Origin of the sequence: Streptococcus sp. DD04 (assembly GCF_001578725.1) — a bacterium.
Taxonomy (GTDB): Bacteria; Bacillota; Bacilli; order Lactobacillales; family Streptococcaceae; genus Streptococcus; species Streptococcus sinensis.
This window is the reverse complement of record NZ_KQ968978.1, coordinates 18,094-29,959: the sequence shown is the minus strand read 5'-3', so window position 1 is coordinate 29,959 and position 11,866 is coordinate 18,094. Positions and strand designations below refer to the sequence as shown.

Here is an 11,866-nt window from a genome sequence, read left to right as displayed (position 1 = left end):
ATGTCAGACGAAATTATTGACTTTTTTTATAGTTTGTCTTTCTATCTTATCACATTTTTATAACAGTCACCATTTTTTACCTCCACTACTGAAATACATGCCACTCTCCAGCAGCATATCCCAAAAATACATAAGAGTCACTAATACGCTCCTCAATTTCCTCTCTATGTTTCTCGATATATTCTTCAAGCCGCTCTTCTTGAAGTAACTCTTCAAATTCCTCAGTAGACAACATATTGATTGTGTCTGTGAGCAATTCTCGATTATCATACGAAACATAAGAATTAACCCACATATTGTCAGGATTCCCAAAACCATACTGATCAATCTCCTGACCATCAAAATATTCATCAATCGCACTCTGAATAGATTCTGGTAAATCCAGAAAATGCTTCCCATACATGTAATCCCCACAGATCTCAATGTAAGTATTATAAATAACCTTTATTGCCATTTCTTGACTCCTTTTTTAAAAAAAGAAAAAGGGAATCGAATCCTTTTCCTCTACTACTAATTTGCAAGCTCAGAGAACCTGCTACCACGTTTCCGCAAAATACCTTGGAATTTTCGCATTTCTCCATTCGCCCACCAATATTTTTTCAATTCATCCTGCATCTCCAAAATACCAGCTTCAGAAAGCTCTCGACCCGTAAAATCATTTAGTTGATCGTCTTTTAACAAGGTATTCAACTTGTTCGCAATATCAAACGCTTCTTCAAATTTGTTTGATTCCAAAAGCTCACCAAATTCTTGAGAAGTACCTTTAATTTTTTAATCAATTCTTTTTTATTTTCAGCCATTTTTATTTCTCCATTTTCTTTTTGATTATTTATTTATTTTCGTAGTTCATTAACATTTAATGACTAGTCGGCGACCTAACCGATTTCATATCCTACCTCATTTATACTTTCTTAGCCGCTTTAGCAAATTATTTTTATAAATCATCAAATACAAAAGAGCTACCTTTTCCTCATCGGAAGCAAGCAACAATTCCTGTTTCATTGATTCACGCTTCTTTTCTGCAAGCTCTTTTAACATTCGTGTATATCCTGCTAACGCTTGATTATATGCCACTTTCGCATTCTTATCAGTACGATAAGCAAAAGAATTCATCTTACTTTGTAACACTTTCAAATTTAAACGTTGTTCTCTAAAACACTCATTTTGAATTTCTGGATCATAAAAACTCGAATCAGGCAGTCTTAAAACCACATCCTCAACAACATAGTCAAGTTTATCAATGTGCTCGACTAAGTATTTCTCAATTGCTGCAGCTTTCATTTACACCTCATATGCTAAAAGTTCTTCTTTGCTCTTGCTTCGAGACTGCCGCTTCAAAGTTTCTAGAATCTTCCTTTCTTTGTCAGTGATCTCACCTGAATCCAAGATAATCTGGATATAGTTCGTGTTCATAAGCTTGTCATACTCACTAACCATAAGCCAACTATTTGAAACTGCATAAGTCAGCCAACTGATTGTACGTCCTATACTATATGGTTCAGGTTGAACTGATAATTTCATTGGCTCTACACCACCAAAAAGTCTCTGCCATTTTCGATCAGGAAGAAATGCACCATAAGAATTTCTCTCACCATAAACTTGAATTTCACTATTGATAATCCCTTTCGCAATTTCTGCTAGATCCACTCCATAAACATATTCTTCAACTGCCTTATGTGCTTTTTCTTGAGCAAAGCGTAATTCATACCGATTCCAGATTCCAAAGACTTCCAATGCTTCAAACAGACTCATCTTTTCTTTCTTAGCTATTTCATACCTCTTCTCATAGAAGTTGAAATACAAATTGCTTTGACGACTACCAAAATATAAGGATATACCTTGTCTAGCTTCCTCTTTTTCAAATTCATTCTGAAAACCAAGACCGCCACCACCAATATGACTCCAAGTCTTCAACTTATCAAAAACGACCTCGTTATGATAGACTTTCGTAATCATATCTGATAACAGGAAATGTTCCGACTCATTCTCTTGCCCCTGGTACATTTCATCCATTGCAACATCAAGTCTTGTCACCTTCATATCTTTTCGATCAAAAATCATTTTAGATAAAAGGTCATGCCAACTCTTGTTATGATTCTCTAAAACCAACTCCATCTGACGGCAACCTTGACCTGACATTTGAACTGTAATTTGATAATTTCCTGTGAGGTTCTTATCTACATAATCAAAAATCCAAATGTCACCCCTTCTAAATAAGTGATTATAAGCCATCAACTTTGTATCCTCAGACACAAACTCTTTCAAATCGCACAAGAGATATGTTTCCGTGAAATACGCTAAGTCACGTACCTCTTTGAATGTAATTCTCAGGTAGTCAATCATGACCCTTAACGCATCTTTTTTAGCTGATACATAACCCAAAGAGTTTTTGATTTCTCGAAAACGTGTTGAAGTCAAGCCTCTTTGATTAGACTCATAAGCTCTCAAACTTCTCACATTGATATTAACAAGCTCCGCAAATTGTTTTTGAGTCAAATTTGTTGCTTTTCGTAAGTCTTTTAAATGTTTTCCATCAATAATTCTGTCTTTTGCCATTTTTTCTCCATTTTGTGACACGCTTTTTTTACGAAAATGACACACTTTTCAAATCTCGCAATCCCTTGAGCTACCTAGCGTTAGGTAAGGTTGTCATGCACGTTTTTCGTTTTTCTACCCCCCTATTAGGTTTTGGGGGTTGTTCGTTGAGACAACCCTTCCCAGCTATAGATGGTCGGTGCACACGGGATAGACGGTCTGGGCTACGCCCAGACCTATCCCTGCACCTATCTACAGCTGGGAAGAGCTGCCTCACCTTAGCTCTTCCACCACTAACCAAAATAATCAGCCAATAGCTCCTTCCAAGTCTGAGAACCAGACTCTTTCTTCTCAAATAAACGCTCCATTAGCTGCACTTGATCCTGAGAAAAAAGTATTTCTCCACCCTCACGACTAAAAGAGGAGTATTTCCCATCTTCCAAAAGAGCAACCAATTTCACAACCTGAGACAAACTCTTACCTAAATCTTTAGATAATTGTTTAGCGCCAATTTTATCTTCTTCCATCAGCATTTCTTCCATTTCTTCAAATTCAGAGTCACTCACAATTTCTGGCAACTCTACCTCTGGTAAGTCTACAGAAACAGACTCAGCAAATTGCAACAAATCTTCATCATGAATAATATCCGTTGAAACCTGGTTATTCTCCGTTGGATCAAACTGGTTTTCATGGCGTGAAAGCCTAGAAAATTCATCATAAAATGAAAATTTTTTCGATAACAAAGGTGAGTAAAATTCTCTAGCTACTTCGCCAAATACAGCTGCATAACCACGACCATAAATTCTTCTTCCTCCAAGATATTTTAAATACTTGAATTCCTTGTTGCGGTTTTCAGAACCAAAAAGGATATCATATCCCATTTCGTCCAACCGACCAACAGAGATCCTAAAGTTGATATTAGACTGCAATTTGCTACCTAAATCTTCCCTAGATGGTTTTTGCATAGCTAGAATGCCGAAACATCCAGCTTGTCGGCCTAAAAGCAGGAACTGACCGATAGCATTATCAACACGCTCTCGATCTTTATAGGACAACATAGCCATCAAAGCGTTATATTCATCACACACAAAGAAATAAGGCTCTAGGCCATATTCATGAAACTTTTTCATATCCTTATGCCCGTGCCTCTTCATTTCAGCACGCATAAAGTCATATCTAGCCATCATAATAACAACTGCTTTTTCAAAATGTGAAACAATGTCAGGAATTTCAAAAACAACACGACCTTTAAAAGCTTCAATATCACTCATAGTCGCAAAATCACCCCGCTTAGGATCACACATATCCACAACGCCAACTTTAGACAAAGCCAATATTAAAGAACGTAAAAGAACTGTTTTACCACCACCAGTACCACCAGCAACAAGCAAATGCGGATCACTAATGAAATCCCAATAAAAGCCCTTCATCAGCTCCACGCCTTTATCTTTATCCCAGTGTACTTCCGGTATCGTAATCCTATTCAAATAAGCAGAATAAGCTAACCTATACACCTTATATTTCGGTTCATCCAAAGTCTCCATAAAATCCATAAAGAAAGTGTCTTCCAAAGCTCCACCAATCTTCTTGAATTTATCCTGAAATTTATTTCCTGCCATCTTAAAATGAACTGCCAGATCATATTTCCCCTGTTGGAGATAAATTTTCGGAAACTTAACAGAATGACCTTGAGAATTAGCTTTTTTCTTTTCATAAACATACTTATTTTCAAAAAGAAAAAAAGCTAATTTTCCTAACCGCTCTAATCTTTTAAAAAATGGTGTTGTCTCCTGAAGAAACCAAGTCAAATATACAGACAATAACAATGATAAGACCAACAAAAAAAGCGTTAAACCAATCTGTGACCAATTCAACGCTTGATAATCTTCAATATACAAATACACATAAAAGACTAATCCACTTAAAAATGGAAGTAACAAGAACCCAAAAATAATATAGTTCATATACCGCATGTAAGGACGTACCCTTACACCACGATATTGAGGAAGCAGCCGTATAGCCATTCTATACCTCCTTTAAAATATTATCCTTTATGTTCTTCCTTACCTTTGCTTTCAGGCTGTTTTGGTACATTTACCTGCTGCGCATTATTTACACGCTTAATACCATCCGCAAAAATTTTGTATGTACCACCTGCAACATTGCTCCAGGTAATCACCACACCTTCCAATTCAACTACATCACCAAGTTTCAAATTCAAATCTTCAATAGCATGCCGTGGCATATTAACGATAGACACAAAAATAGGTGCTTTCTGAGCATCAGAGAATACAGTGATATCATTCCATTTTACTTCACCAGTTGACATTTGAGGATATACCCCATAACGATCAGGCTGCTTCGTAGTATCATCTTCAGTATAAAATACTGGTTCTTCCAATCGACGCCAAGACAGACTTCCCAAAATAGCCTTTTCATCTAAACCATCGGAGAACGTACGATACTCCTTATCAGCAATCTTAATCTTTTGTCCAAATTCTAGTCCAATTTTAGCCATCTAATACATCCCTTCTTTCTATTTCAAAACTGTTAAACCTTTAGCCCACACATTCTTGGCAGGCTCAACATTCCGTCCATTCACACCATAGTCAACATACAACAAAGGATCTTCAATCTTAACCATTGAACCTTGCGGAATAACGGCTACAGATGCCGCTGTAATTACATGAAAAACACCATGTTTTTCATTGAACAAATGATGTCTTGTATAAGACCCCTTTTGACCATCCATGTGAGTTGGCCCAGCTTCAAAACCATCATAAATTGCTTCTCCAATAAAATCTGGTTTTAGTTTCAATGTTTCTTGTTTCATTTTACAAATACCTCTTCTACTTTTTTCTAAATCTTTTTTATAAAACTATTGCAAATAAAAAGAAGGCGAACGTGCCCTCCATTTTCTTATATTCAAATTTCAATCCTTTCGACATGTTAAATAAAAAGACCATCAAACAATTTTGATGGCCTAATAAATTACTATTATATTATGTGATGATTACCCCTTTCTGATACCAATACTCCTTAAATCTTTCTCTAGCCCCTGTATTAAAACCATACAGACTAAAAGAAAAACCAATGGAATTTCTCTTTTTATAATAAGCTAACAATTCTTCTTTATATAAAGAAATAAACTCAAACAACGATTTTTTATCACTTTCTGTCAAGGCAAAAGGATAAACTGGATAATAACATTCTTCCTTCAAATCAAGGACTGCTATAGAATATACATAAGATGGTATTTTAACACCAGTCTCATACCTTTCCTTTTTTATTATCTTCAAAGTACCAATAACAGACTCCTTTCCTAAAATTCCCAACTCTAATCTTCAACCACAATGCTTTCTTCATATCTCGAAATTCGACTTGAAACTACTAGCATTGAATACAAAAAAACGAGCCATAGAAGACTCAAAATTAAAAAACTATATACAATAATCATCTATCTATTTCTACGAATAACTTCGTATCAATACCTTTCCCCAAGAACGCTTTTTAGACAAGATGAAACGGTAAATCGTTAAACTCACACGACCATCTGCAATCAAAAAAGAACCTTCCCTGAAATTATTTCGAATCGTCAATAATAGAGGTTCTGGTAAGCTTAAATAATAACAACGACTCTTATTCTTGAGTGTTTCTACAACCATCAAATATTCCTCTTCAAAGTAAAGAGTCACATATTTTCCTTTTTTCAAGCTCTTCAAACATCTATATAATAGACACTTATTAAAAACATTCTTTAGATCCATTACAACTTCTCCAAAAAACCTTCAAGTAACTCTCGAACTTCTTCTTTAGTCACATATTTTTTATTTTCATTTTCAAAAACATGAATTACTTCACTTTCTGACTGATGATCAATAATCTGCTTTACTAAACCATAAGCAAACTTCTTATCATAACCCATACTCATGATCTCTGAAAAATCAAGCACCTGGTCACGGTCAACATAATTCTTCTCTCGTGAAATATCCATCCCAACAAGATGGTCTAAAGTACAATTGAAATACCTAGCTAAAGATTTCATTTTGTCTAAATCAGGTACTCTTTCACCAGACTCATATCTTTGATAAGCTCGAACTTGGATTTCTAAATAATTAGCAACCTGTTCTTTCGTCTTATTCCGATCCTCACGAATACCTTTTAAGCGATTCCCCAGAGTATTTTCCATATGTAATTTCCTTTCAATACAAACAAAAAAGACGGTTTGGGAGCCAACCGTCTTAGAACACATACCATCTACAACTCTGACTTATCAGCTTATAAGAAACTACTTACTCTAAATAATCTCTTACAAACTAATAAGCCAGCCATCAATTTTACAGCACAAAAGCCATTACGTATCATCAATAAACTAGCTATTAGTTTATAGAATATTTGTATGCTCATATCTTCGCACACTAGCTTTCATAATGCTTCACAGCATGACTACTCACTTCGATTACTCAATGATACAAAATATCACCTTTCACCATCAGCAAAATACAATATAGTTATTGCATCTTACACCCCGCCCAATCAACTTGCGCCCTTATCTCTCTCTAAGGATAACAAGCATCATCTTCGACTCACCAAGCCAGCAGTTCTAGTTTCTTCGCTCTACACAGGTTAACTAGCAGAAACCTTAGTACTTCATATATAGATTTATTGGAGTTAAGTTTCGTTTAAGAAAAATAAATTATCATAGTTTTGCCAAATTCTAGTCCAATTTTACCATAACAATGATTATGGTCAAGATAATTTATTTTCTAATAAAGTTATTATTTTCAAAGACAAACAAATCAACAAAGATTAACGTAACTATTGAAATCAATAACTTTTATAATCAACAAAAAGATTAGTCGAAGACTGGTCTTTTTTGTTATCAAAACTAAACTTAACTCCAATAAATCTATATACCCCCGAATCATCCTACCATCCATCAACACAATTTACATTTTTTAACTCTCGTACCGAGACGAAACTCATTTTGACAAAAGTCATTATTTAATGTATAATAAAACTGCTACGTTTTATTGGTGTGTTTGCAGTCTGGACTTCAGATTTCAGACGCACTTTTTATTTAATTATCAAAGAACTAACTCTTTTAAAAAGATTAAATACAATAAAATATTTTTTCTTTATTAAGTGTTTATTTCACTATAATCAAACAATCACTTATGTAAGTCGTTTGACTATATTTATATTATATAGTCATTCGACTTATATGTCAACCCTTTTTTTAAAAAAAATAAAAAATTTTTGAAAGGCTCAATATGTTCACTGAACGCCTCAAATCTCTAAGAAAAGAAGCTGGTCTAACCCAAAAAAATATATCAGACCATTTCAATATAAAACAACCAACTTACGCACAATGGGAACAAGGACGTCGCCAGCCTTCAAAAGACACATTAGAAAAATTAGCACAATTTTTTAATGTTTCAACTGATTATCTTCTAGGCAATTCTGAACTCAAAAATCCAGAAGATCAACTATCAAATGTAGAACTTCTATTCCGCAAAACTTCAAAAAATATGACTCCTGAACAAAAAGAGACCTTTCAAAAAGAACTCTTAGAATTTATGGAAATTAGAAGAAAAGCCTTTGAGGAAAACGACCAGTGACAGAAACTTATTTCAAAGTTTGGGAAATCGCAAAAAAAGAACTCTATTCTTTTATTAAGTTATATAATATTTCCAAAATCAATTATACTTTTGAAAATTATTTCAATCACATTATAAAAAAGCATAAAATCAAATTACTGCCTCATCATTTTTCAGACGAGGCTATTTTAGGCTTAACCCTAATTGATAATCTAGGCATCTCTTTTTCTTACGAAGTTTCTAGTATTCCAACCAGACAAAATTTTACAAAATGCCACGAACTAGGGCATTTAATCTTACAACATTCTGGAACTGTATTCGCAGAAAATACTCAAAATAATGACCAACAAGAGAAAGAAGCTAATTACTTTTCATCCTTCATTCTCATGCCAGATATTGTACTACTTACAAAAATTTTCTATCAAAAAAAGACTTTCCAAGAAACAAAACTTGAACTAAAAGTCTCTACACAAGCCTTTGAACTACGCTTAAATGAGCTTTTAATACACCAGGGGAGAATTCCTTCAAGTACTGCTCAAAAACTCGTTAAAAGCTATATTACAGGTTCTAACAAGCCTATTATAAAAATTTTCGCTTCTCTCAAAGATAAAATTATATCAGAATACGAAAATGTCTATATCGACAATGTAGATAAACTTAGAATACTTATCAATACAAAAGGTTTTCTTACACAATTAGAAATTCCTTCTCTCTCTGATCTCGAATTTCAAAAAACAATACAAGCTCTGCAAAATATCGAAGTCAAAACCTACTACAATCAAGGCTTAGCCATCTTCTACTCCTGGCATAAAGACTTTTTCACAGAAGAAGAAAGTTTAAGAAAAGCAAAACTCATCCATTATGACCTAACACAAAAGAGGGCTAGCAATTAGTCCTCTTTTCTACCTTTCATGAATTGTCATTTCTAAATTATCTATCCTAATTCGTAACCTAAAAATCGCACTCCTTAATTCATCATTTGAATTGTGCCTATTCAAACTCTCTGCAATACGTTTTATATCAAATATCATTTCTTCTTTCATAATCTTAGTTTACCATTCCCACATTAGAAATATAACTAAAAATCCTGAAATGTTATTTTTTATCCCTGAAATGTCAAAAAGGCTAAATATTAGCCTCTTCATTTATCTTTATACTGATTATACAACGGAGAATTTTCTTTTACTAAGTAAACCGTTTTTTGTCCATTTTCTAAAACAAGCATCTTATCTTTCGGAATACTTTGATAAGAAAAACTTTTATACTTACTTGTAATAGTCTGATTTTCTTGATCTACATGAATTTTCATAGCCTTAGAACCATACCAATAAGTTCCTTCACTTCCATCAATTTCTAACTTTGTTTCAGGATCAATGCCATCATACTCCACTTTATCTTCATTTTCAGAAGAAACCTCTAAACGATAATAAACCCCATCTATACTCTGCTTAGAAGAACAAGCAACCAAAAAAATTGCTGAGGCAAATAGTGTAACTAACAAATACAATGTTTTTTTCATTCAATCACCTTTTCTTCAACATTCATCCTTTAAAACAAATCCGAATGAGTTCCTACCCTGTCAAAAACAACGTGTGTACCCTTCTCCAAATAATAATAAATCATCAACAAATCTGAGTTACGACCGCCTATATGAATTTCCCATAATTTCGGAATCCTCTTCTTAGGCTCTAAAACATGCCTCTTATACTCATATCCTAATTCTTCATTATTAATAATTTTCCTAACCGCTACCTTAATCGGAGTTATATCTATGCCCCGTTTAATAATTCTAGCTAAATCTTTCTCATAACGATTAGTAAACTCATACGTCAGCATGTTCATCTACCATCCTTGAAAAGAATTCCTCAACACTTTCCGAACTAGGATCAATCCCTTTCTCTTGATACTTTTTCATATAATCTTGATACGCCTCTTGCGTTTCTTGATTGTACTCTATTATATCACGAGTTCTAATATAATCTCCTGAATTAAGCTCTAAACTAAAATCACTATCTAATTTTATATCAAATGGAATACTTCTAGTTAAGACACTCTGTGTCAAAAACATTTTTATAGCCGTTGTCATATCTAAACCTAATTCTCTATATAACTTCGTGGCTTCTTCCTTCAATTTTTCATCTACATGAACAGCAATTGTTGACATAAAATCACCTACTTTTCTATTACCTTTCCTGTCACACTACCCAATCGTAAGCCTGCAGGTATTTTTCTGTTTTATCACTTGCTTCACTTATCCCTTGAGCTAATTTATACTTCATATCCATTCCTAACAACATTTCTGCAGGAATCCCTGTAACCCTCTGGACTCTAAGCGCTAAATCAGCATTCAAAAATTTTTTCCGATTCAACAAATCAGAAACATGCTTCTGAGACACCCCTAGTCTATCCGCAAAATCCTGTTGCGGAATTTTATAATATTCTAACAGTTCTAATAGTGTATCTGCAGCTGATGTTGTAACCGCAAAATGAACTTTATTATTCCTATTCAACATCATCGTACCTCCTCAATGATAATCTTCTATCGCAATAATGGAAATTGCTACTATCTCTTCTTTATCTACTGTCTGCTCATCATTTTCATCATAACCATAAAAAGTGATTCGCCAATTTGCACCAATATCTACAGCAAATTGCGATTCTCTACTGCCATTTAACTGATGCAGACGTGTAGGTGGTAAATAAGATAAATCCGATAATGTCCTAGCTGTTTCAAACTCCAAAAGTCTTTGCTTTATTTTAGGCAATCTATCTTTTCCAAACTCTTTTAGAATTTTTCGATCATCAGCCAATATTTTCATTAGCTTTTGGCTCTCTGCAAATATTTCCATAAACCAATTATACCAAATAGGTATTATAATGTCTATTATATTTCATATTATAATTTATAATATAATGTAACTCCCATTGAAATATTCATCTCCTGAATGCTCCTAAGGGCTCCGCAGCCAAAAAATCGTTCGGTTAAAGGACTTATTACCTATATGCACGATCGAATCAATTTCTTTCTAAGTTATTTTACCATCCCCAATAGATAATCAGTAGCAACGTCTAATATATGTGCTAATTTAACAACGTTTTCAAGGCTAGGTTCTCTGTTACCTTTTTCCCAGTTTGTATATGTGACACGATTGACACTAAGTTCATCTGCTATTTGTTGCTGTGTTAGCCCTCGTTTTTTTCTAAGCTCAGCTAGTCTATCTGAAAATACACTCATTTTACCTCTCCAAAAATATTTACATAATAAAAGAGACTAAATCCTTAATCTCCTTTATTTTATAAATTTCTCTATGATTTTAGAATAAATTACCAACCTAGAATTTTATGTCTCTGCCCCACATTTGCCCCATTTTAAAAATAAACTATATTTTTTCTCAAAAAGGTCAAATCTTTTCCTGCTTAAATTATCAATAAAAACCACCTTTTTTATTTTAAAACCAATCTCATTGTTTCATGCAGGGGGCATAGAAATAGAGAAGAAAAAGCCTTGTTTTATAAGGCTTTTTTGATTGTTCAAAAGAAACATGTCACTCAATTCGTCATGATTTTACAGTGAAATTTTTATACTTGAGGAAAATTAAAGAACATACTAGGCAAAACCAAGTATGATGGCAAATAGTTTTCTCAGCGTCCTGTAAGAAGCGTTAGAAAGTCTCTGGTTCTGTCACAAGATGAAGAAATTAAAAATCATGGTTTGCTAGCGTAATCGTCAA

General features: G+C 33.8%; 18 protein-coding genes. 2 read left to right on the top strand and 16 right to left on the bottom strand.

Translation table 11 applies throughout. From position 1 onward, the window contains the following. Window positions 1-85: 85 nt before the first annotated feature. The 10 genes from STRDD04_RS05260 to STRDD04_RS05215 form a co-directional block, all read right to left on the bottom strand. A complete protein-coding gene (locus tag STRDD04_RS05260) occupies window positions 86-454 on the bottom strand; it encodes a hypothetical protein (protein WP_062199959.1) in 369 nt (122 codons plus the stop codon). A 56-nt stretch (window positions 455-510) separates the two neighbouring features. Beyond that, window positions 511-735 (bottom strand): hypothetical protein, encoded by a 225-nt coding sequence (locus STRDD04_RS05255; RefSeq protein WP_231853889.1) that lies wholly within the window; start codon window positions 733-735, stop codon window positions 511-513. Window positions 736-897: 162 nt separating this feature from the next. Next, on the bottom strand, window positions 898-1,281 hold the full coding sequence (locus STRDD04_RS05250) for a hypothetical protein (protein ID WP_062199957.1): 384 nt from the start codon (window positions 1,279-1,281) through the stop codon (window positions 898-900). Beyond that, entirely contained in the window at window positions 1,282-2,556 is a 1,275-nt protein-coding gene (locus STRDD04_RS05245; protein WP_062199954.1) for a replication initiation factor domain-containing protein, read from the bottom strand. A gap of 272 nt (window positions 2,557-2,828) precedes the next feature. Continuing rightward, on the bottom strand, window positions 2,829-4,559 hold the full coding sequence (locus tag STRDD04_RS05240) for an FtsK/SpoIIIE domain-containing protein (protein ID WP_062199952.1): 1,731 nt from the start codon (window positions 4,557-4,559) through the stop codon (window positions 2,829-2,831). Window positions 4,560-4,579: 20 nt separating this feature from the next. Continuing rightward, window positions 4,580-5,053, bottom strand: a complete 474-nt coding sequence (locus tag STRDD04_RS05235; RefSeq protein ID WP_062199950.1) for a hypothetical protein — start codon at window positions 5,051-5,053, stop codon at window positions 4,580-4,582. An 18-nt stretch (window positions 5,054-5,071) separates the two neighbouring features. Continuing rightward, on the bottom strand, window positions 5,072-5,368 hold the full coding sequence (locus STRDD04_RS05230) for a hypothetical protein (RefSeq protein ID WP_062199948.1): 297 nt from the start codon (window positions 5,366-5,368) through the stop codon (window positions 5,072-5,074). Between the two features lie 169 nt (window positions 5,369-5,537). Beyond that, window positions 5,538-5,870: a hypothetical protein gene (locus STRDD04_RS05225; RefSeq protein ID WP_156469053.1), complete on the bottom strand. Its 333-nt coding sequence runs from the start codon at window positions 5,868-5,870 to the stop codon at window positions 5,538-5,540. A gap of 132 nt (window positions 5,871-6,002) precedes the next feature. Continuing rightward, entirely contained in the window at window positions 6,003-6,302 is a 300-nt protein-coding gene (locus tag STRDD04_RS05220) for a hypothetical protein (RefSeq protein WP_062199944.1), read from the bottom strand. Further along, window positions 6,302-6,724 carry a helix-turn-helix domain-containing protein gene (locus STRDD04_RS05215; protein WP_082757347.1) on the bottom strand — a complete coding sequence of 141 codons (423 nt, stop codon included), beginning with the start codon at window positions 6,722-6,724 and terminating at the stop codon, window positions 6,302-6,304. The genes STRDD04_RS05220 and STRDD04_RS05215 overlap by 1 nt, the downstream gene beginning before the upstream one ends. A gap of 1,084 nt (window positions 6,725-7,808) precedes the next feature. On the opposite strand from STRDD04_RS05215, the gene STRDD04_RS05210 reads away from it, so the two are divergent. Together STRDD04_RS05210 and STRDD04_RS05205 are read left to right on the top strand one after the other, a co-directional pair. Then, window positions 7,809-8,156 (top strand): helix-turn-helix domain-containing protein, encoded by a 348-nt coding sequence (locus STRDD04_RS05210; RefSeq protein WP_062199942.1) that lies wholly within the window; start codon window positions 7,809-7,811, stop codon window positions 8,154-8,156. Then, entirely contained in the window at window positions 8,153-9,028 is an 876-nt protein-coding gene (locus STRDD04_RS05205; RefSeq protein ID WP_062199940.1) for an ImmA/IrrE family metallo-endopeptidase, read from the top strand. The genes STRDD04_RS05210 and STRDD04_RS05205 overlap by 4 nt, the downstream gene beginning before the upstream one ends. 248 nt (window positions 9,029-9,276) lie before the next feature. Here the strand turns inward: STRDD04_RS05205 and STRDD04_RS05200 are convergent, their stop codons facing one another. The 6 genes from STRDD04_RS05200 to STRDD04_RS05175 form a co-directional block, all read right to left on the bottom strand. Then, the gene (locus tag STRDD04_RS05200) at window positions 9,277-9,654 is read right to left on the bottom strand and encodes a hypothetical protein (protein ID WP_062199938.1); all 378 of its coding nucleotides are present in this window, start codon (window positions 9,652-9,654) and stop codon (window positions 9,277-9,279) included. A 29-nt stretch (window positions 9,655-9,683) separates the two neighbouring features. After that, complete coding sequence (locus STRDD04_RS05195; RefSeq protein WP_231853888.1) at window positions 9,684-9,977, bottom strand: type II toxin-antitoxin system RelE/ParE family toxin; 294 nt, start codon at window positions 9,975-9,977, stop codon at window positions 9,684-9,686. Continuing rightward, window positions 9,958-10,299, bottom strand: a complete 342-nt coding sequence (locus STRDD04_RS05190; protein ID WP_062199936.1) for a type II toxin-antitoxin system RelB/DinJ family antitoxin — start codon at window positions 10,297-10,299, stop codon at window positions 9,958-9,960. Before STRDD04_RS05190 ends, STRDD04_RS05195 begins: the two co-directional genes overlap by 20 nt. A 31-nt stretch (window positions 10,300-10,330) precedes the next feature. Further along, window positions 10,331-10,648, bottom strand: a complete 318-nt coding sequence (locus tag STRDD04_RS05185) for a helix-turn-helix transcriptional regulator (protein WP_062200573.1) — start codon at window positions 10,646-10,648, stop codon at window positions 10,331-10,333. A 12-nt stretch (window positions 10,649-10,660) separates the two neighbouring features. Beyond that, window positions 10,661-10,984 (bottom strand): type II toxin-antitoxin system RelE/ParE family toxin, encoded by a 324-nt coding sequence (locus STRDD04_RS05180; protein WP_062199934.1) that lies wholly within the window; start codon window positions 10,982-10,984, stop codon window positions 10,661-10,663. Between the two features lie 182 nt (window positions 10,985-11,166). Then, window positions 11,167-11,370 carry a helix-turn-helix domain-containing protein gene (locus STRDD04_RS05175; protein WP_062199932.1) on the bottom strand — a complete coding sequence of 68 codons (204 nt, stop codon included), beginning with the start codon at window positions 11,368-11,370 and terminating at the stop codon, window positions 11,167-11,169. Between the last annotated feature and the right edge of the window lie 496 nt (window positions 11,371-11,866).